A 20,721-nucleotide genomic window follows, 5' to 3' on the forward strand; every position below is an offset into this window, starting at 1 on the left:
CCATGACGCGAGCCAAGACCTTCCGCGCGATCCTCGCCGGCGCCGGCCTTCTGGCCCTGGCCGCCTGCGCCTCGACCCCTCTCGTCCAGGCGGGTTCGGGCGCCCCGGCCATCACCCCTACCGAGCAATGGACCGACAAGGTCCGGGTCAGCAACGCGCCCGACGAGGTGCTGCTGGCGGTTCACGCCGAGGGGCTGTCGCCCCGCCAGATCGACGCCCTCAACGGCCTGCTGGCCCGGTTCACCGAGGCCGAGGCCAAGGAACTGGTGGTGCTGGCCCCGGTCGGCGGGCCCGAGGCGACGGCCGCCGGCCGCATGGCCGCCGCCGCCCGCGCCTATCTGATCGACGCCGGCGCGCCGCGCTTTTCCGTCCGCATCGACTCCTACCCGGCCGACGGCGACAAGGCCCCGCCGCTGCGGGTGGGCTACCTGCGCCACGAGGTCGAGGTTCCGCGCTGCGGTTCCTGGGGCAACCTGACCGCCACGGGCAACAACGACGCCTACGGCAACTTCGGCTGCGCGGTGACCGCCAACATCGCCTCGCAGGTGGCCAACCCCGCTGACCTGCAAGGGCCGCGCCGGGAAGATCCGGCCGACGCCATGCGCCGCGGCGTGGTGATGGGCAAGTACCGCGCTGGCGAGCCGACCGCGTCGCAGAAGGACGCGCAGTCCGACGGCGCCGTTTCTCGGGTGGTGAAATGACGACCTTCCGGACGACCGATTCCGATCCTTTCGACCTGGGCTTCGAGGCCGACGACGAGTTCGCCGCCCCGTCCGGCGCCGATCCCTGGCGCACGGCGCCGGCGCCTGCCCCAGCCCCCTCGGCTGCCGGCGACCCCTTTGCCGACTTCCCGCCCGCCCGGCCTCGGCCGGAGGCTCGACCCGACCCCGCGCCGGGCTTGGCCAGTCTGGCCTCCAACCCGTTCGCCGAGCTGGTCGCGCCGGTGCTCGATGCGCCGCGCGCTGCGCCGGCGGCCGCGCTTGCCGCGCCCGAGCCTGCGCCTCCCGCCATGGACTGGGGCGTGTCGGCCCATGACGACGTCCTGCCGGGCGTCGACGCCGGGGTCGGCGAGGCCAGCGTGCCGCGCATCGCCATCCACGCCTTCGGCGTCCACGCCGAGACCCTGGCGGTCATCGAGGCCGCGGCGGCCGACCGCCGCATGGCCCGCGCCTCGGTCATCACCCGTCACGGCGGGCTGGAGGCGGCCGTCGACTTCTACCAGAACCAGCCGACTCCCTCGCTGGTGCTGGTCGAGACCATGGACTCGGCCCAGCGCATGCTGGCCATGCTGGACGGCCTGGCCCAGGTCTGCGACCCCGGCACCAAGGTCGTGGTCATCGGCCAGACCAACGACATCGCCCTCTATCGCGAGCTGATGCGCCGCGGGGTCAGCGAATATCTGACCCAGCCCAAGAGCCCGTTGCAGGTGATCCGCGCGGTCACCGCGCTCTATTCGGATCCGTCGGCGCCCTTCGTCGGCCGCCAGGTCGCCTTTGTCGGCGCCAAGGGCGGCGTCGGCGCCTCGACCCTGGCCCACAACTTCGCCTGGTCGATGGCCGAGCGGATGGAGGCGGCCACCGTCATCGTCGACCTCGATCTGCCGTTCGGCACGGCCGGCCTCGACTTCAACCAGGATCCGCTGCAAGGCGTGCTCGACGCGCTGAGCCAGCCCGAGCGCCTGGACCCGGTGCTGATGGACCGCATGATGGTCCGCTGCGGCGACCGCCTGTCGCTGCTGGCCGCGCCGGCCACGCTGGAGCAGGACTACGACATCGGCGCCGACGCCTACGAGGAGGTGACGCAGAAGATGCGCGGCGCCGCCCCGTTCGTGGTGCTGGACCTGCCGCATAGCTGGGCGTCGTGGACCCGCCGGGTGCTGATCGGCAGCGACGAGCTGGTGATCGTCGCCACGCCGGACCTGGCCTCGCTGCGCAACGCCAAGAACATCGTCGACCTGGTGCGCCAGGCGCGTCCCAACGACGTGCCGCCGCGCCTGGTCCTGAACCAGGTGGGCGTGCCCGGTCGTCCCGAGATCCCGGTCAAGGACTTCGGCGAGGCCCTGGGCGTGGCGCCGTCCCTGGTGCTGCCGTTCGATCCCAAGCTGTTCGGCCAGGCCGCCAACAACGGCCAGATGGTCGCCGAGGTGGCTCCGAAGTCGAAGGCGGCCGAGGGCATCGATCACCTGGCGCGGCTGATCAGCCGCCGCGAGGCGCCGTCGGCGGCCAAGTCGGCCTCGATCCTGTCGGGCCTGTTCAAGAAGAAGTAGGGGCGAATGTTCGGCAAGCGCGATCAGGCCACCGTCACCGAGCGTCAGGCGCCGCCGCCCGCCCCCACGGGCGGGACGGCCATCGCCACGCGCCCGCAGCGCGTCGATCCCGCCGCCGCGCCGCCGGCCGCTCCGGCCAAGCCGGCGGCCGCGCCCAAGGCCACGCAGGGGCTCGAGCAGCTGCGCGCGGCCCAGGGCCAGCCGCAGACCGCCACGATCGTCCGTGAACAGAGCGACTACTATCACGCCACGAAGACGACGATCTTCAACGCCCTGCTCAACACCATCGACCTGTCGCAGCTGGCCCAGCTGGACCAGAAGGCCGCCGCCGAGGAAATCCGCGACATCGTCGCCGAGCTGGTGGCGATCAAGAACGTCTCGATGTCGGTGGCCGAGCAGGAGCACCTGGTCCAGGACATCATCAACGACGTCCTCGGCTACGGCCCGCTGGAGCCGCTGCTGGCCCGCGACGATATCGCCGACATCATGGTCAACGGCGCGCACCGGGTGTTCATCGAAGTCGCCGGCAAGGTGCAGCTGACCAACGTCCGCTTCCGCGACAATCTCCAGCTGATGAACATCTGCCAGCGGATCGTCAGCCAGGTCGGCCGCCGGGTCGATGAAAGCTCGCCGATCTGCGACGCCCGCCTTCCCGACGGCAGCCGCGTCAACGTCATCGCGCCCCCCTTGGCGCTGGATGGTCCCACCCTGACCATCCGGAAGTTCAAGAAGGACAAGCTGACGATGAAGAACCTGGTGGAGTACCTCTCCATCAGCCCCGAGGGCGCGCGCGTTCTCGGCGTCATCGGCGCCTGCCGCTGCAACGTCATCATCTCGGGCGGCACGGGCTCGGGCAAGACCACCCTGCTCAACACCATGACCGCCTTCATCGACCCCACCGAGCGGGTCGTGACCTGCGAGGACGCGGCCGAACTGCAACTGCAGCAGCCGCACGTGGTGCGCCTGGAAACCCGTCCGCCCAACCTGGAAGGCCAGGGCGCAGTGTCGATGCGCGACCTCGTCAAGAACTGCCTGCGGATGCGTCCCGAGCGGATCATCGTCGGCGAAGTCCGCGGCCCTGAAGCCTTCGACCTGCTCCAGGCCATGAACACCGGCCACGACGGCTCGATGGGCACGCTGCACGCCAACAGCCCGCGCGAGGCCATCAGCCGCGTCGAGAGCATGATCACCATGGGCGGCTACGGCCTGCCCTCCAAGACCATCAAGGAAATGATCGTCGGCTCGGTCGACGTCATCATCCAGGCTGCGCGCCTGCGCGACGGCAGCCGCCGCATCACCCACGTCACCGAGGTGGTCGGCCTGGAAGGCGACGTGATCGTCACCCAGGACCTGTTCGTCTACGAAATCACCGGCGAGGACGAGAACGGCAAGGTGCTGGGCAAGCACCGCTCGACCGGCATCGCCCGTCCCCGGTTCTGGGATCGCGCCCGCTACTACGGCCTCGAGCGCGAGCTGGCCGAGGCGCTGGACGCGGCGGAATAGGCCCGGCCATGTTCATCCTGATCGCGGTCCTCGGCTTCATCACCATCGCCGGCCTCGGCTTCGTCCTGACGGGCGGCGGCGAGAGCGCGGGCGCCAAGGCGACCAAGCGCGCCCAGGTGATCGTCGGCGGCGGCGAGCGCCAGGCCGCCGCGCGGGCCAAGGTCGCGGCCAATTCGCCCGACGCCCGCCGCAAGCAGATCCTCAAGACGCTCAAGGAACAGGACCGCAAGCAGAAGAAGGCCACCCTGACGGTCGCCGCCCGCCTGCGCGCCGCGGGCCTGGGCGAGAATGTCCGGATGTTCTGGATCATCAGCGGCGTGCTCGGCGTGCTGGTCACCCTGATCCTGCTGGTCGTGCAGCAGATCCCGCTGGTGGCGCTGGGCGGCGGCTTCGCGGCCGGCTTCGGCGTGCCCCGCTGGGTGGTCGGCTTCATGGCCAAGCAGCGCACCAAGAAGTTCATCGACGCCTTCGCCGACGCCATCGACATCATCGTGCGCGGCATCAAGTCGGGCCTGCCGGTGCACGACTGCCTGAAGATCATCGGCAAGGAGAGCCCCGAGCCCCTGGCCGGCGAGTTCCGCACCCTGACCGAGAACATCGCCATGGGCATGCCCATCGACGCGGCGCTGGAGCGCCTCTACGAGCGCATGCCGACCTCCGAGGTTCGGTTCTTCTCGATCGTGCTGAACATCCAGCAGAAGACCGGCGGCAACCTGGCCGAGGCGCTGGGCAACCTGTCGACCGTGCTGCGCTCGCGCAAGCTGATGGCCGAGAAGATCAAGGCCCTGTCGGCCGAAGCCGTGGCCTCGGCCTTTATCATCGGCTGCCTGCCGCCCGGCGTGATGATCCTGATCACCGTCATCGCCCCCGACTACATGATGACCCTGTTCACCGACCTGCGCGGCCGGCTGATGCTGCTGGTGGCGGCGTTCTGGATGGCCACGGGCATCTTCATCATGCGCCGCATGATCAACTTCAAGTTCTAGGGGGAGGCGCGCATGGTCCAGATGCTGACGGATCCCTCGAACCTGCTGACCGGCTTCGTCGCGCTGGTGGTGTTCGCCACCATCATCACCCTGGCCGCGCCGGTGATGAACAGCAACGGGCTGGAAAGCCGCCTGAAGTCGGTGGCCAACCGCCGCGAGGAACTGCGCCGACGCTCGCGCGCGGCCCTGGCCCAGAAGGGCGGCTCGGGCTCCAGCCTGCGCCACACCGACGAGGGCATGTACAAGACCATCGTCGACCGCCTGCAGCTGTCGCGGCTGCTGGAAGACCCCAAGGTCGTCGACAAGCTGGCCCAGGCCGGCTTCCGCGGCCCCAAGCCGGTGTCGACCTTCTATTTCTTCCGCTTCGTGATGCCCTTCGCCTTCGCCGTGCTGGCGGGGCTCTATCTGTTCGGCATCAACGGTTTCGGCCTGCAGATGACCCAGAAGCTGGCGATCTGCGTCGGCGCCCTGACCGTCGGCTACTACGCGCCCAACCTCTACATCCAGAACGCCGCCCAGAAGCGCCGCGAGTCGATCGTCGCGGCCTTCCCCGACGCGCTCGACCTGCTGCTGATCTGCGTCGAGAGCGGCATGTCGATCGAGGCGGCCATCCAGAAGGTCAGCAACGAGGTCGGCGCCAGCTCGATGGAGCTGGCCGAGGAGCTTTCCCTGCTCACCGCCGAGCTGTCCTACCTGCCCGACCGGCGCCTGGCCTATGAGGGCCTTGCCCGCCGCACCAACCATCCGGGCATCAAGTCGGTGGCCACGGCCATGATCCAGGCCGAACGCTACGGTACGCCCCTGGGCGCGGCCCTGCGGGTGATGGCCAAGGAAAACCGCGAGCTGCGCCTGTCGGCCGCCGAGAAGAAGGCCGCCAGCCTGCCGCCCAAGCTGACCGTGCCGATGATCGTGTTCTTCCTGCCGGTGCTGTTCATCGTCATCCTGGGCCCGGCGATCATCAAGATCGTCGACATGATGGGCAAGAAGCCGGTCGACTGAGGCGTCCCGAAAAGTCGACCCCCGCCGGCGCAGGTTCCGGCGAGGGTCAGTCAGGGGAAGGGGTCAGCCCGCCAGGCGCGCCTCCGGGCGGCCGAGGAAGGCCGCGTGGCTGGGCAGGGAGGCGGCCGTGCGGGCGGCGATGCGGGCCAGGTCGTCCAGCCAGCCGTCGACCTGATCGTCGGCGACTACGGCGGTCATCGGGTGGGCGGCGCGCGGGATCACGCCCTGGCCCAGCAGCACCTGCACCCAGCTGCTTTCCTTGAAGAGGTCCTCGTCGGGGCTGAAGACCCGGCCGGTGGCGGCGAACAGCGCGATGCGCGCGGCCAGGGTTTCGGGAACCTCCATCGCCTTGCGGCTGGCCCAGAACGGCGTGTCCTCCCGCTGCGTGGCCTTGTAGTGCAGCACCAGAAAGTCGCGGATGCGGACGTATTCCTCTTCGGTCTGGCGATTGAACTCGTCGGCCAGGACGGGATCGAAGCCCTTGTCGGGAAACAGCGCCAAGAGGCGCGCCAGGCCCGACTGCACCAGGTGGATGCTGGTCGACTCCAGCGGCTCCATGAAGCCGGAAGCCAGGCCCAGGGCGACGACGTTGCGGTTCCAGCTCTTCCGGCGGCGGCCGGTGACGAAGGTCAGCAGGCGCGGCTCGGCAAGGGCCTCGCCCTCCAGGTTGGCCATCAGGGTGCGGACGGCGGCGTCCTTGTCGGTCCAGGCGCTTGAGAACACATGGCCGTTGCCGGTGCGGTGCTGCAGCGGGATGCGCCACTGCCAGCCGGCGTCGCGGGCCCAGGCGCGGGTGTAGGGAACCGGCGCGGCGGCGTCGCGGCTGGGCACGGCCCAGGCGCTGTCCATCGGCAGCCATTTGCGCCAGTCCTCGTAGCCGCTCTTCAGCGCCTCCTCGATCAGCAGGCCCCTGAAGCCCGAGCAATCGATGAAGAGATCGCCTTCGACCCGGCGGTCGCCCTCGAGGGTCACGGCGCGCAGGAAGCCCGTCTCGCCGTTCTGGTCGACGCCGACGATGCGGCCCTCGACGCGGGCGACGCCCCGCGCCTGCGCATAGGTCCGCAGGTGGCGGGCATAGAGGGCGGCGTCGAAGTGGAAGGCCCAGGTCAGGGGCTCGGCGACGCCGCCTTGGGCCTGCGGGGGCGGCGTGCGGCCGAAGCGGCCGGCGCGAGCGGCCAGGGCGTTGGCCGACCAGGCCCAGAAGTCCTCGCTCGCCGTGCCGCGCCGGCGGGCGTCCAGCCAGTAGTGGTGGAAGGCGGTGGTGCCCAGCGGCCGGCCCACGGGGCCGAAGGCGTGCATGTAGCGGTGGCCGGGAGCCAGCCAGTCGACGAACTCGATGCCCAGCTTGATCGTGCCCTCGGTGGCGCGGAGGAAGGCGTCCTCGTCCAGGCCCAGGAAGGCGTTGAAGTTGCGCAGCTGCGGGATCGAGGCCTCGCCGACCCCCACCGTGCCGATCGCCTCGGACTCCACCAGGCTGATCGCGGCGGCGGGGCCGAGGGCCCGGGCCAGCAGCGCCGCGCTCATCCAGCCGGCCGTGCCGCCGCCGACGATGATGATCCGTTCGATGCGGTTGTCTGTCATGGTCGCCTCCGCGACTCCGGTCTCCCACAGAAAGCAAGAAGCCCCGCCGGCGGACCGGCGGGGCTTTTCGAAGCGGGCCTTAGAACTTGTAGGCCAGGCCGACCATGTAGGTGGTGCCGTACTTCTGGTAGTCGATGGTCCGGCGGGGGTCGCCGTTTTCGTAGGTCTTGAACGGCTCGTCGGTGATGTTGTTGGCCTGCAGCATCAGCGACAGCCCCTCGAAGCGGCCCTCGCGGAACTCGTAGCCGATCTGGGCGTCGAGCACCGACTCGGCGTCCACCGTGCGGTAGATGCGCGAGGCCGACAGGCCCGAGACCTCACCCAGGAACTTGCCGCGGTAGCGGTTGCTGATCCGGGCGTTGAAGCCGTTGTTCTCGTAGTAGAACGTGGTGTTGACCACCTTCTTCGACAGGCCGGGCATGTCGATCGGATCCTGGCCGTCCTCGAGCTTCACTTCGCTGTCGGTCAGCGAGGCGCTGAACTGCAGGCCGAAGTGGCGCAGGGGCTCCCAGATGATGTCGCCCTGGATCGAGGTCGAGAACTCGACGCCGCGGATGTAGCCGCCCTTGCCGTTGTCGGGACCGGTGACCAGGCCGACGGTGGTGCCCAGCTGCTGCTGCTGGGTGGGGGTCAGCAGATAGGTGAAGGCCGCGAAGTCCTTGTAGCTCGAGGAGTTCGAGTTCACGTAGTTCGACAGCTTCTTGTAGTAGGCGGCCACCGAGACGTAGGCCGATCGGCCGAAGTACTTCTCCAGCGACACGTCCACGCCGTCGGCGATGTAGGGACGCAGCTTGGGATTGCCGCCGTTGGCGCTGAAGTACGACTGGTTGGGGTTGGTCGAGGTCAGGTAGGCCGGGTTGGTGGTGAACGACTGGCTGGCGCGCAGCTCGTCCATCCGGGCCCGGGCCAGGGTGCGGGCCGCGCCGACCCGCAGCAGGGTCTCGTTGCTGAGGTCGAAGGTCAGGTTGATGCTGGGCAGGACGTAGGTGAACTTGTCGCCGTCGTCGGTCGACATCGGGTTGGCCACGTCGTTCGGATTGACGGCCACGCCGGTCGAGAACTGGTCGGTGTGGACGACCTGAACGCCGGCGTTGCCCTTGACCGGGATCGAGCCGACCGTGCTGTCGATGCCGAACTTCACATAGCCCAGGTGCACCTCTTCGCGGACCGACCAGTTGCGGGTCTGCACCGCCGGGTTCTGGTCGGCGATCAGGGTGTAGACGCCGTTGTTCAGCAGGTAGGTGGGATCGTAGGCCAGCATGCCCTCGATGCCGATCAGGCCCAGGCTGACGTCGCCGATCAGGGCCGCGCTCGGGATGGCGCGGCTGGTCGGGGCGCCCTGGGCGATGCGGCCGCCGAAGGTCAGGAAGCTTTCATGCACTTCCTTTTCCTTCTCGCGCAGGCTGCCGTTGTAGGCGAACTCGACGCTGTCGATCGGGCCCCAGGACAGGTCGCGCTTGGCTGAAAGCTTGATGGCCTTCAGCTCGTCCTCGATGCGGGGCGTGTTGTAGAAGCCGGCCTGGGTCAGGCCGCCGCCGGCCGCGCCCGCGCCCCAGCCTTGCGGGTCGGTCAGCACGATCTGGGCGGGGTTGGTGTAGTCGAGCGTCGAGCGGAACAGCGTGCCGCCGCCGGGCGTGGTGGTGAAGCCCATGGTGTCGGTGGCGCCGACGCCCTGCGGGCCGGTGCCCGAATAGGACTCGAAGATCACGTCCTTGCGCTTGGCGTGCGAATACGAGAGGTCGGCGGCGACCGACCAGCCGTTGTCGAAGTCGTAGCTGGTGTTCCAGCCTACCGAGGCCAGCTTGGCGTTGCGGGTGTTGAGGTCGTTGCGCATCACACCCTTCACGTTGCTGTACGTGCCGCTGGTGATGATGCCGTCGGTGACCTTGTAGTCCGTGCCCAGCACGGCCCCGCCCCAGAACAGCGGGATCTCGATGCCGCGCAGGATCTGCTTCTCCTTGAAGTCGGAGTAGTAGAGGTCGAGCGCGGTGTGGAACTTGTCGGTCGGCTTGTACTCGAGCACGCCGATCACGCCGGTGCGCTTGAGGTTGTTGGACTGGTTGTAGGGCTTGGCGCCGCCGATGATCAGAGCGCCGTCGGCGGCGGCGTAGGCCGGGTTGCCGGCATAGGGCGCGGCGTCGGCGTCAAAGGTGGCGTAGCCCCAGGCGTTGAAGCGGCGGCTCTGGGTCGGCGAGGAGATGTGCGAGACCGACAGCGCCACGCCGACGGTGTCGTTAGCGAACTGGTCGACGAAGGTGGCGCTGATCCGGCGGCCGGTGTCCTTAGCGTCGGGGTTCAGCTTCTTCTCGCCGTTCATCTCGTAGCGGGCGTTGGCCGAGATGACCGTCTTGCCGTAGTCGAGCGGGCGGATGGTGCGCAGGTCGACCGTGGCGGCCAGGCCCTGGCCCACCAGGCTGGCGTCGGGGGTCTTGTAGACCACCACGCCGCTGAGGATTTCAGACGGATACTGGTCGAACTCGACGCCGCGGTTGTCGCTGGTCGAGACCTGCTCGCGGCCGTTCAGCAGCACGGTGTTGAAGTCGGGGCCCAGGCCGCGGACCGAGATCGACTGGGCGCGGCCGTCGAGGCGCTGGGCGGTCAGGCCGGGCAGGCGGGCCAGGGATTCGGCGATCGAGGTGTCGGGCAGCTTGCCGATGTCTTCGGCCGAGACCGTCTCGACGATCGAGCTGGAGGCCTTCTTCAGGGCGATCGAGTTCTCGATCGAGGCCCGGATGCCCGTGACGGTGATTTCCTCGACGGCGTTGTCTTCGGTGGTCTGGCCGGCGGCCGGGGTCTGCGCCTGGGCCGCTCCGGCGGCGAGCAGCAGCGCCAGGCCAGTGGCGGCCCCGCCCATCAGCGCCGCGCGACGCGGCTTGAATCGGATGTCCATGTGTTCCCTCCCGCAAGTTGGTCCGCGCGGTTCTCCCGCGCCGTGTTGCGCAAATTACTGCAAATGACCGGCGGTATTTGCAACCGAAAAATGGACGGATTGTCATCTTCCGTGACGTCAGTCCGCCGCGAGGCCGTGATTCATTGGGTTTTTGCGGCTTTCTCGCCACAGTGCGGCAAGGCTGCTGGGTCTGATCGCGGGGTGAATGGATTGACAGCCTGCAAACGGCTTTGCAAATCTATGCAAAATTGACCTGAGCGAAGCATCGTTCAGGATCGCGACGCTAGGGATGGAGGGGCAGGGGATGAACACCCGCAATCGGTGGGGGCGGCTGGCGGCCGCGCTCGGCTGCGCCGGCATGACCCTGACCGCCGTTCCGGCCTTGTCGGCCCCGGCTCCGGAAGCGTTCCGCGCGCGGCCCGCGCAGGACGAGGTGATCTATTTCGTCCTGGCCGACCGCTTCGCCAACGGCGACCCGTCCAATGATCGCGGCGGCCTGAAGGGCGACCGCCTGGCCACGGGCTATGATCCCACCGACAAGGGCTTCTTCCACGGCGGCGACTTCAAGGGTCTGGCCGGAAAGCTCGACTACATCCAGGGCCTGGGCGCGACGGCGATCTGGCTGGCGCCGATCTTCGTCAACAAGCCGGTGCAGGGCCCCAAGGGCCAGGAAAGCGCCGCCTATCACGGCTACTGGATCACCGACTTCACCGACGTCGACCCGCATCTGGGAACCAAGGCCGATTTCAAGGCCCTGGTCGACGCCGCGCATGCGCGGGGGATGAAGGTCTATCTCGACATCGTCATCAACCACACGGCCGACGTCATCAAGCTGAAGGAATGCGAGGGCCGCCGCTGCGAGTACCGCAGCAAGGCCGACTATCCGGTCAGCCGCCGCGGCGGGGTTGCGGGGGCTGCGATCAACGCCGGTTTCGCCGGCGACGCCGACGGCTCGGCCGAAAACTTTGCAAAGCTGACCCGGCCCGACTTCGCCTATACGCCTTACGTCCCGGCGGCCGAGGCCAGGGTCAAGAAGCCCGACTGGCTGAACGACCCGATCTGGTACCATAACCGCGGCGAAAGCGACTTCGTCGGCGAGAGCTCGCTCTATGGCGATTTCGCGGGGCTCGACGATCTCTACACCGAGAACCCGCGGGTCGTGGCCGGCTTCATCGAGATCTACGGCCAGTGGATCGACGAGTTCGGCATCGACGGCTTCCGCGTCGACACCGCCCGGCACGTCAATCCGCAGTTCTGGCAGGCCTTCGTGCCGGCCATGCAGGACCGGGCGGCCAGGCGCGGCATCCCCAACTTCCACATCTTCGCCGAGGTGGCCGACCCCGATCCGGTGGCCCTGGCCCGCTCGACCGTGGTCGACGGCTTTCCGGCCCCGCTGGACTTCGCCTTCCAGAAGGCCGCCGCCGAGACGGTCTCGGGCAAGGCCGGAACCGAGGCGCTGGCCAAGGTCTACGTCGCCGACGCCCTCTATCGCGGCGGCGAGGCGGCGGGGCCGCAGATCCCCACCTTCCTGGGCAATCACGACATGGGGCGCTTTGGCCGCCGGCTGCTGAAGGACAATCCGGACGCGCCCGACGCCGAGCTGGTGCAGCGCGCGACGCTGGCCCACGCCATGCTGATGTTCCTGCGCGGCGCTCCGACCCTCTATTACGGCGACGAGCAGGGCTTCACCGGCGACGGCGACGACAAGGACGCCCGCGAAGACATGTTCGCCAGCCAGGTCGCCGTCTACAACGACAACCGCCTGATCGGCGGCAAGGGCGGCTCGGCCGATCGCTACGACGCGACCGCGCCGCTCTATCGCGCCATCTCCGGCATGGCCAAGGTCCGCGCCGCCGAGCCCGCCCTGCGTTCCGGCCGGCAGGTGATCCGCGCGGCCGGCGACAAGCCCGGCCTGTTGGCCGTCTCCCGCATCCTCCAGGGCCGCGAGGTCCTGGTCCTGTTCAACACCGGCGCGGCGCCGGTGGACGCCCATGTCGAGGTCGAGACGACCTCGGCGGCCTGGCGCTCGGCGGTCGGGGCCTGCGCCCCGGCGGCCGCCGCGCCCGGCAGCTATCGCGTGACCATCGCGCCGCTCGACTACAAGATCTGCGTCTCGGAGGGCGCGCACCAGTGACCATCGACAGTCTGGCCAAGTCCGCGTTCCCCGTTTCCACCCCGGCCGCCGAATGGTGGCGCGGCGCCGTGATCTATCAGGTCTATCCGCGCAGCTACGCCGACTCCAACGACGACGGGGTGGGCGACCTGCCGGGGATCACCGCGCGTCTGGAGCACATCGCCTCGCTGGGCGTGCAGGCGATCTGGCTGTCGCCGTTCTTCGCCTCGCCGATGAAGGACTTCGGCTACGACGTTTCCGACTACCGCGACGTCGACCCGATCTTCGGAACCCTGGCCGACTTCGACGCCCTGATCGAAAAGGCCCATCGCCTGGGCGTGAAGATCATCATCGATCTCGTCTTCTCGCACACCAGCGACGAGCACGCCTGGTTCGCCCAGAGCCGCGAAAGCCGAGATAATCCGTATACGGATTGGTACGTCTGGGCCGACGCCAAGGCCGACGGCTCGCCGCCGTCCAACTGGCAGTCGGTGTTCGGCGGTCCCGCCTGGACCTGGGACGCCCGGCGCGGCCAGTACTACATGCACAACTTCCTGGCCTCGCAGCCGCAGCTGAACCTGCACAATCCGAAAGTGCAGGAGGCCCTGCTCGACATCACCCGCTTCTGGCTGGAGCGCGGGGTCGACGGTTTCCGCTTCGACGCCATCAATTTCTCGATGCACGACCCGGCCTTGCGGGACAATCCGCCCCTGCCGCCGGGCGGCAAGCGCACGCGGCCGTTCGACTTCCAGGACAAGGTCTTCAACCAGGGCCACCCGGACATCCCGAAGTTCCTGTCCCGCCTGCGGGCCCTGACCGACCAGTACCAGGGCCGCTTCTCGGTGGCCGAGATCGGCGGTGATAGGGCCGACGAGGAGATGAAGCTGTTCACGGCCGGCGAGGACCGGCTGAACAGCGCCTACAGCTTCCTCTACCTCTATGCCGACGAGCTGAAGGACGAGCTGGTGCGTTTCGGCGCGACCTCGTGGCCGGGCGCGGCCGGCGAGGGCTGGCCGTCCTGGACCTTCTCCAACCACGACGCCCCGCGCGCGGTGTCGCGCTGGGCCCGCGGCCGCGACCGCAAGGCCTTCGCCGAGATGGGCCTGCTGCTGCTGATGACCCTGCGCGGCAACGTCTTCGTCTATCAGGGCGAGGAGCTGGGCCTGCCCCAGGCCCATGTGCCGTTCGAGCGGCTTGTCGATCCCGAGGCCATCGCCAACTGGCCCCAGACCCTGGGCCGCGACGGCGCCCGCACGCCGATGCCGTGGACGGCCGGGGCGGTGAACGCCGGCTTCTCCACCGTCGAGCCCTGGCTGCCGGTCGATCCGGCGCACCTACCCCTGTCGGTGGACGCCCAGGAAGCCGACCCCGCCGCCACCCTGCATGTCGCCCGCCGCCTGATCGGCCTGCGCGCGCAATGGCCGGCGCTGCGGATCGGCGGCATGCACCTCGTCGACACCAACACCCCGCTGCTGGTGTTCGAGCGCGGCGAGGGCGAGGCGGCGATGCTGTGCGTGTTCAACCTCGGCTTCGAGGCCGTGGCCTGGGACCTGCCGCAGGGCTGGAGCGTGGTCGACAGCGTCAATCTCGACGCGCCGGGCACGGTGCCGCCGCTGGGCGGTCTGTTGGCGAAGCGGGGGTGAGTGTTCCCTGCAAAGCCCTCCCCCTTGATGGGGGAGGGTTGGGTGGGGGTGGCCTGCCGCCTTGCCGGCTGAACCGCCGCGTCACCCCCATCCCCGACCCTTCCCCCATCAAGGGGGAAGGGGGATTTCTACCCCCCGCAGCTCTCGCGGATGATCAGATCCGTCGGCACCCGCTCGCTGCGGCTCGAGCCCTGGCCGCTGGCGTCCAGCAGCTTGGACACCATCAGCCGGCCCGCCTTGGCGGTGTCCTGCGAGATCGTCGACAGGGCCGGGCTGGAATAACGGGCGAAGGGCACGTCGTCGTAGCCGATCACCGAGACGTCGCCGGGCACGGAAAGTCCCGCGTGCTGCAAGGCGCGGATGGCGCCCAGGGCGATCAGGTCGGAGGCGGCCACCACCCCGTCGAACTTCACCCCGCGCTGGATCAAGGAGTCGATGCTGGCCTCGGCCGACTCGACCTCGAAGTGGGCCGGCACGATCAGGTCGGGATCCACGCCCAGGCCGAACTGCTCGACCGCGTCGAGATAGCCGCGGTGGCGCTGCATGGCCTCGGGGGCCTCGGTGTCGCCCAGGAAGACGATGCGTTTGCGGCCCAGACGCGCCAGATGCAGTGTCGCGCGCCGGGCGCCCAGTGGGTTGTCGGACCCCACCGAGCAATAGGCCTGGTCGGGCAGTTGCGCGCCCCAGACCACGAAGCGGGCCTCGGTCTCGGCCAGACGGTTGAAGGCGGTGTGCAGCCAGGATTGGCCCAGGAAGATCACCCCGTCGGCGCGGCTGGTGGTCATGGCCGCCGACAGGTCTTCGAAGCTGCCCGGGGCCACGTGGCTGACCAGGATATCGCAGCCGCGCTCGCGGGCGGCCTCGCCGACGCCGGCGAACAGCTCGAGGAAGAACGGGTCCGAGAGGCGCCCCTCGCGGTGCTGCGGACGCGGCACGACGATGGCGATCGTGCCCTCGGCGCCGATGGGGCCGGCGGGCATGTAGCGGCGGAACGGATAGTCCATCTCGCGCGCCAGCTTCCAGATCAGCTGCTTGGTGCGCTGGTTGACGGCGGGGCTGTCGTTCAGCGCCCGCGAGGCGGTGGAGATCGAGACGCCGGCCATCCTGGCCAGGTCTTCCAGACGCGTCGCCCCCTTGCTCACCGTATCCCGTCCCCGTCGTCCGTAGCGGCTGCAAAACTTGCCGCAAAATTTTTCAATGACCTGTTTAACGCATCGCCCGCCGTGCTTGGCAAGTGCGGCGAGGCGGAGAATTAGGGAGTAGAAGCATGATCCTGCGCCTTCTGGCTGCGGCCGTAATGGCCCTGGCGGCGTCGCCTTCGCTGGCGGCGGTGACCGCCACCGCGACCTCGCCCGACAAGGTGCTGAGCGTGACGGTGACCACCGACAACGACGGCCAGCCGACCTATTCGGTCAGCCGCCTGGGCCGGCCGGTGGTGGCGCCGTCGAAACTGGGCTTCATCCTGGTCGACGCGCCCAAGTTGCAACGCAATTTCGAGGTGGCCGACCAGCAGACCCGCAGCGTCGACGAGACCTGGGACCTGCCCTGGGGCGAGCGCAAGAGCGTGCGCAATCGCTTCAACGAGCTGCGCGTGACCCTGGTCGAGAAGACGCCGCTGCACCGGCGCCTGGACGTGGTGTTCCGCCTCTATGACGACGGCCTGGGCTTCCGCTACGAGTTTCCCGAGCAACCCAACCTGAAGACCGCCCGCATCGGAGAGGAGCTGACCGAGTTCAGCCTGGTCGACGAGGCCACCGCCTGGTGGATCCCGGCCTATGAGTGGAACCGCGAGGAATATCTCTACAACACCACGCCGGTCGAAGAGGTCAGCGTCGCCCAGACGCCGATGACCCTGCGCACCAAGGATGGTTTGCACGTCTCGATCCACGAGGCCTCGCTCGTGGACTATGCCGGCATGAACCTGGCCCGCGCCCAGGATCGTCGCTTCCGCGCCAGCCTGACGCCGGGCGTCAGCGAGGCCAAGGTCGAGCGCGCCCTGCCGTTCCCTACGCCCTGGCGCACCCTGCAGATCGCCGACAGCGCCGGCGGCCTCGTCACCTCCAGCCTGATCCTGAACCTCAACGACCCCAACAAGCTGGGCGACGTCTCGTGGATCAAGCCGATGAAATATGTCGGCGTCTGGTGGGAGATGCACCTCGACCACAAGACCTGGGGCTCGGGCCCCAAGCACGGCGCCACCAATGAGAACGTGATGCGCCACATCGATTTCGCGGCGAAGCACGGCCTGGGCGGCGTGCTGGTCGAGGGCTGGAACAAGGGCTGGGACGGCGCCTGGTTCGCCGACGGTTCGGAGTTCAGCTTCACCGAATCCTATCCCGACTTCGACCTGAAGAAGCTGACCGACTACGCCCGCAAGAAGGGCGTGGTGCTGATCGGCCACCACGAGACGGCCGGCAACACCGTCGTCTACGAGCGCCAGATGGACGCCGCCTTCGACCTCTATAAATCGGTGGGCGTACCGGCCGTGAAGACCGGCTATGTCGCCGACGCCGGCGGCGCCCAGGTGAGCGGGCCGGACGGCAAGACCCACTTCGCCTGGCATGAAAGCCAGCCGATGGCGCAGCACCACGTGCGCGTGCTGGAGGCCGCCGCCAAGCGCCAGATCGCCATCAACGCCCACGAGCCGATCAAGGACACCGGCCTTCGCCGCACCTATCCCAACTGGATCAGCCGCGAGGGCGCGCGGGGCATGGAGTTCAGCGCCTGGGGCCAGCCGGGCAACCCGCCCGAACACGAGGCCAACCTCGTCTTCACCCGCCTGCTGGCCGGGCCGATGGACTACACGCCGGGCATCTTCGGCATGAAGACCAAGGCCCCCGACGGCGTCGCCACCACCTGGGCCAAGCAGCTGGCGCTGTATGTCGTGATCTACAGCCCGATCCAGATGGCCGCCGACCTGCTCGAGAACTACGAGGCCAATCCGAAACCCTTCAAGTTCATCGAGGACGTGCCGGTCGACTGGGCCGACACCAGGGTGATCAACGGCGAGATCGGCGACTTCGTCACCATCGCCCGCAAGGACCGCAAGAGCGATGACTGGTACCTGGGCGCGATCAGCGACGAGCAGGGCCGGGTGCTTTCCGCGCCGCTGTCGTTCCTGGATCCGGGCCGCAAGTATCGCGCCGAGATTTATCGCGACGGCGAGAAGGCCGATTGGAAGGCCGCCCCGCAGGACATCGTCATCGAGACCCGCGAGGTGACGGCGGCCGACGTCCTGGAGCTGAAGCTGGCCCCCGGCGGCGGTCAGGCGATCCGGTTCGTGGCGCTGAAGCGGTAGGTCCGCCCCTTTAATCCGAGCATCCCCGCGAAGGCGGGGATCCAAGCGGCGGCGGGTTCCCGCCGCCGCTGACCGTTCTGGGACTCAGCTTGGACCCCCGCCTTCGCGGGGGACTTTCGGCTGAGTGAGACAAGCCCTACCCGAACACCAGCGACCGGTGCGCGCCCACCCCGGCCAGAACGCCGTCGGCCGAGGCCAGGGTGGCGTTGTGGTTGGCCCTCGCCGCGTCGCCGGCGGCGAAGACGCCCGGCACGCTGGTGGCTTTCCAGTCGTCGACGCGGATCAGCGGCCCCAGCGGGCCGTCATCCAGCGTGCAGCCAAGACGCTGCGCCAACGGGCTGGCCATGCGCACGGTCGGCGAGGCGAAGATTGCCTCGATGGCGACGATGCGGCCGTCGGCCAGGCGCGCGCCGGACAGCGCCGGCTCGTCGCCCAGCAGCTCGACCACCGGAGCCTCCTCGATCGCCACGCCGCGCGCGGCGAGTTGCTCGCGGGTCGCCGCGTCGATCGGCAGGCCCTGGCTGAATAGCGTGGTGGGACCCCAGTCGGGGATCATCTGGGCCTTGTGCAGGTCCATCGGGCCGCTGGCCAGCACGCCCAGCCTGCGGTCGCGCGCCTCATAGCCGTGGCAGTAGGGGCAGTGCAGCACGGTGGCGCCCCAGCGGGGCTTGAGGCCCGGAATGTCGGGCAGCTGGTCGGCGACGCCGGTGGCCAGCAGCAGGCGCTTGCCGCGCACGGTGCGGCCGTCGTTCAGCGCCAGCGCAAAGCCGCCTTCCTCCATCGCCGCGTCGCGGGCCTCCGCGGCAGCGAACCGCACGGTGGGATAGGCTGCGAGCTGGCAGCGGGCCTCGCGCAGGATGTCGAACGGCGCCTTGCCGTCCTGGCCGAGGAAGCCGTGCGAGGCGTCGGCGAAGCGGTTGCGCGGCAGGCCGGCGTCGACGACCAGCACGTCGCGGCGGGCGCGGGCCAGCTGCATGGCGGCGGACAGGCCGGCGAAGCTGCCGCCGACGACGATGACGTCATGACTCATGATGAGGACCCTTGCAGCCCGCCGCCGCCAGCACGACGCGGCGCGGGCCGATCTGGGCGGCCAGGTCCGCCAGGGTGATCCTGGAAAGCCGCTCGTCCAGCAGGCGGCGGGCTTCGGCTACGGCTTCGTCCAGCGCGGCGTTGACCGCCTGCTCGACCAGGCAGCCGGGGCTTTCCTCGGCCTTGCCCAGCGCCAGCAGCGGCTCGTCCAGCGCCGCCTGGATGTCGGCCAGGGTCACGGCGTCCAGCGGCTTCAGCAGCGTCCAGCCGCCGCCATGGCCCTTGGCCGAGCCGACGATGCCGGCGTCGCGCAGCCCCGCGAAGGTGCGGCGGATGACCACCGGATTGGTCGCGGCCCACGAGGCCAGGACGTCCGAGGTCAGGGCCTTGTCGGCCTGTTCGGCCATGTGCAGCAGCACGTGCAGGGCGACGGAGAGGCGGCTGTTCCGTTTCATGTAATTATATATGTTACGTGATGGGGCGGGGCGCAAGGGGGGCGATTGTTCCCTCCAAGGCTCTCTTGATCGCCTTCCTGGGCCTTGTGCCCAGGATCCATCGCGCCGCCGCTCAGTTCGCGGGTTGCCTGCCTGGATCTTTGCGGCTGAACCATGGGCCCTGGGCACGAGGCTCAGGGAAGCGTTTTGGTGATGCAAATTTATGAGAATTATTGCTGATGCCTGAGATGTGGGGCAGGGGGCATTTTCGGAGAAGGGATCGAGGGACGTCCGATCTGTCGTCCATTTCATCGATAATGCCTGACAAAAACCCACTTCCTCATTGCATCCCTGCGCACCCCATGCGCAAATGCGCGCCGCAAAGCGCATTGCAAATATTTGCGCAAACGGCCGGGTCAACCGGCGGCGTCAAGGCGGGGAAGCGATGACCAAGGCCAGGCTGAGCCTCTTCCAGATCTGGAACATGTGCTTCGGGTTCTTCGGGATCCAGATCGGCTTTGGCCTGCAGAACGCCAATACCAGCCGCATCTTCCAGACCCTCGGCGTCGAGATCGACCACCTGGCCATCCTGTGGATCGCCGCGCCGGCCACGGGCCTCCTGGTGCAGCCGATCATCGGCCACCTGTCCGACAAGACCTGGGGCAAGCTGGGGCGCCGGCGGCCCTACTTCTTCTGGGGCGCGATCCTGACCACGGCCGCCCTGGTCCTGATGCCCAACTCGCCCACGCTCTGGATCGCGGCCTCGGCGCTGTGGATCATGGACGCCTCGATCAACATCACCATGGAGCCGTTCCGGGCCTTCGTCGGCGACAACCTGCCCGACGAGCAGTGCTCGACCGGCTACGCCATGCAGAGCTTCTTCATCGGGATCGGCGCGGTGCTGGCCTCGTGCCTGCCGTGGATCCTGACCAACTGGCTGGACGTGGCCAACACCGCCCCGGCCGGCCAGATCCCGCCGTCGGTGCGCATCGCCTTCTATGTCGGCGGGGCGGCGCTGCTGGCTTCGGTGCTGTGGACGGTGTTTTCCACCCGCGAATACTCGCCCGAGCAGATGGCCGCCTTCGAGGCCGCCGAAGCCGCCGCCAAGGGCGAGGCGGTCACGGCCGAAGCCGGTTTGGGCCGCGCCGTTTCCGCCTTCCTGACCGGTGGCGCGATCTGGACGATCGCCGGCCTGGCGGTCGCGGCGGGCGTCTATGCCGCCAGGCTGGAGAAAGAGCTCTACGTCCTGGCCGCCCTGATCGGCGGCTTCGGCCTGGCGCAGCTGGTCGCCGGCCAGCTGAAGCGGGCAGGGCGCACGGCCAACGGCTTCTCCGAAGTGGTCGAGGACCTCTTCGCCATGCCCGCCACCATGAAGCAACTGGCGGTGGTGCAGTTCTTCTCGTGGTTTGGCCTCTTCGCCATGTGGATCTACACGACCCCTGCGGTGGCCGCCTTCCACTACGGCGCGTCCGACGCGACCTCGGCCGCCTACAACGCCGGGGCCGACTGGGTGGGGGTGCTGTTCGGCGTCTACAACGGCGTGGCGGCCCTGGCGGCCCTGCTGATCCCCGTGATCGCGCGCCTCTTCAGCCGCCGCGTCGCCCACGCCCTGTGCCTGGTGCTGGGCGGGCTTGGCCTCTTGTCGTTCCTCGTGATCCGTGACCCGAAGCTCCTGGTGATCGGCATGGTCGGGGTGGGCTTCGCCTGGAGCTCGATCCTGTCGTCGCCCTATTCGATCCTGTCGGGCTCGGTGCCGGGGCGGAAGATGGGCGTCTACATGGGCATCTTCAATTTCTTCATCGTCATCCCGCAGCTGCTGGCCGCCACGGTGCTGGGCCTGCTGCTCAAGACCTTCTTCGGCGGCCAGGCGATCTACGCTCTGGTCCTGGGCGCGGCCTCGTTCCTGATCGCCGCCGTCTCCGTCTTCGCCGTCAACGACCCGGGCGAGCCCAAGCGGCTGGCCAAGTCTCTTTCGTGAG

The 20,721-nt window shown here is 68.8% G+C and carries 14 protein-coding genes; 9 read left to right on the top strand and 5 right to left on the bottom strand.

Annotation, left to right across the window (positions count from 1 at the left end; all coding sequences use genetic code 11):
- Nucleotides 1-2 precede the first annotated feature (2 nt).
- From P7A99_RS19810 to P7A99_RS19830, 5 genes are read left to right on the top strand one after another with little or no spacing between them, the layout of a single operon-like run.
- Nucleotides 3-701 carry a CpaD family pilus assembly protein gene (locus P7A99_RS19810; protein ID WP_277795480.1) on the top strand — a complete coding sequence of 233 codons (699 nt, stop codon included), beginning with the start codon at nt 3-5 and terminating at the stop codon, nt 699-701.
- Complete coding sequence (locus P7A99_RS19815; RefSeq protein WP_277795481.1) at nt 698-2,266, top strand: AAA family ATPase; 1,569 nt, start codon at nt 698-700, stop codon at nt 2,264-2,266. Before P7A99_RS19810 ends, P7A99_RS19815 begins: the two co-directional genes overlap by 4 nt.
- A gap of 6 nt (nt 2,267-2,272) precedes the next feature.
- A complete protein-coding gene (locus P7A99_RS19820) occupies nt 2,273-3,769 on the top strand; it encodes a CpaF family protein (RefSeq protein WP_277795482.1) in 1,497 nt (498 codons plus the stop codon).
- 8 nt (nt 3,770-3,777) lie between these two features.
- The gene (locus tag P7A99_RS19825; RefSeq protein WP_277795483.1) at nt 3,778-4,755 is read left to right on the top strand and encodes a type II secretion system F family protein; all 978 of its coding nucleotides are present in this window, start codon (nt 3,778-3,780) and stop codon (nt 4,753-4,755) included.
- Nucleotides 4,756-4,767: 12 nt separating this feature from the next.
- Nucleotides 4,768-5,754, top strand: coding sequence for a type II secretion system F family protein (locus P7A99_RS19830; protein WP_277795484.1), 987 nt, complete (start codon nt 4,768-4,770; stop codon nt 5,752-5,754).
- A gap of 63 nt (nt 5,755-5,817) precedes the next feature.
- Here P7A99_RS19830 and P7A99_RS19835 read toward each other — a convergent pair whose 3' ends face one another.
- The gene (locus P7A99_RS19835; protein WP_277795485.1) at nt 5,818-7,335 is read right to left on the bottom strand and encodes a tryptophan halogenase family protein; all 1,518 of its coding nucleotides are present in this window, start codon (nt 7,333-7,335) and stop codon (nt 5,818-5,820) included.
- A gap of 79 nt (nt 7,336-7,414) precedes the next feature.
- Entirely contained in the window at nt 7,415-10,225 is a 2,811-nt protein-coding gene (locus P7A99_RS19840; RefSeq protein WP_277795486.1) for a TonB-dependent receptor, read from the bottom strand.
- A 304-nt stretch (nt 10,226-10,529) separates the two neighbouring features.
- Between P7A99_RS19840 and P7A99_RS19845 the strand changes: the two genes are divergently transcribed.
- Together P7A99_RS19845 and P7A99_RS19850 are read left to right on the top strand one after the other, a co-directional pair.
- The gene (locus P7A99_RS19845) at nt 10,530-12,359 is read left to right on the top strand and encodes an alpha-amylase family glycosyl hydrolase (RefSeq protein WP_431307693.1); all 1,830 of its coding nucleotides are present in this window, start codon (nt 10,530-10,532) and stop codon (nt 12,357-12,359) included.
- On the top strand, nt 12,356-13,981 hold the full coding sequence (locus tag P7A99_RS19850) for an alpha-amylase family glycosyl hydrolase (protein WP_277795487.1): 1,626 nt from the start codon (nt 12,356-12,358) through the stop codon (nt 13,979-13,981). Before P7A99_RS19845 ends, P7A99_RS19850 begins: the two co-directional genes overlap by 4 nt.
- 128 nt (nt 13,982-14,109) lie before the next feature.
- On the opposite strand, the gene P7A99_RS19855 is transcribed toward P7A99_RS19850, so the two are convergent.
- Complete coding sequence (locus P7A99_RS19855) at nt 14,110-15,180, bottom strand: LacI family DNA-binding transcriptional regulator (protein WP_431307694.1); 1,071 nt, start codon at nt 15,178-15,180, stop codon at nt 14,110-14,112.
- Between the two features lie 68 nt (nt 15,181-15,248).
- Between P7A99_RS19855 and P7A99_RS19860 the strand changes: the two genes are divergently transcribed.
- Nucleotides 15,249-17,279: a glycoside hydrolase family 97 protein gene (locus P7A99_RS19860; protein WP_277795489.1), complete on the top strand. Its 2,031-nt coding sequence runs from the start codon at nt 15,249-15,251 to the stop codon at nt 17,277-17,279.
- Nucleotides 17,280-17,415: 136 nt separating this feature from the next.
- On the opposite strand, the gene P7A99_RS19865 is transcribed toward P7A99_RS19860, so the two are convergent.
- A complete protein-coding gene (locus tag P7A99_RS19865; protein WP_277795490.1) occupies nt 17,416-18,309 on the bottom strand; it encodes an NAD(P)/FAD-dependent oxidoreductase in 894 nt (297 codons plus the stop codon).
- Entirely contained in the window at nt 18,299-18,763 is a 465-nt protein-coding gene (locus tag P7A99_RS19870; RefSeq protein ID WP_277795491.1) for an RrF2 family transcriptional regulator, read from the bottom strand. The genes P7A99_RS19865 and P7A99_RS19870 overlap by 11 nt, the downstream gene beginning before the upstream one ends.
- 424 nt (nt 18,764-19,187) lie before the next feature.
- Here P7A99_RS19870 and P7A99_RS19875 point away from each other — a divergent pair, with 424 nt between their 5' ends.
- Nucleotides 19,188-20,720, top strand: a complete 1,533-nt coding sequence (locus tag P7A99_RS19875; protein WP_277795492.1) for an MFS transporter — start codon at nt 19,188-19,190, stop codon at nt 20,718-20,720.
- Nucleotide 20,721: the final 1 nt, after the last annotated feature.

It is taken from the genome of Caulobacter endophyticus (genome assembly GCF_029543245.1).
Lineage (GTDB): Bacteria > Pseudomonadota > Alphaproteobacteria > Caulobacterales > Caulobacteraceae > Caulobacter > Caulobacter endophyticus_A.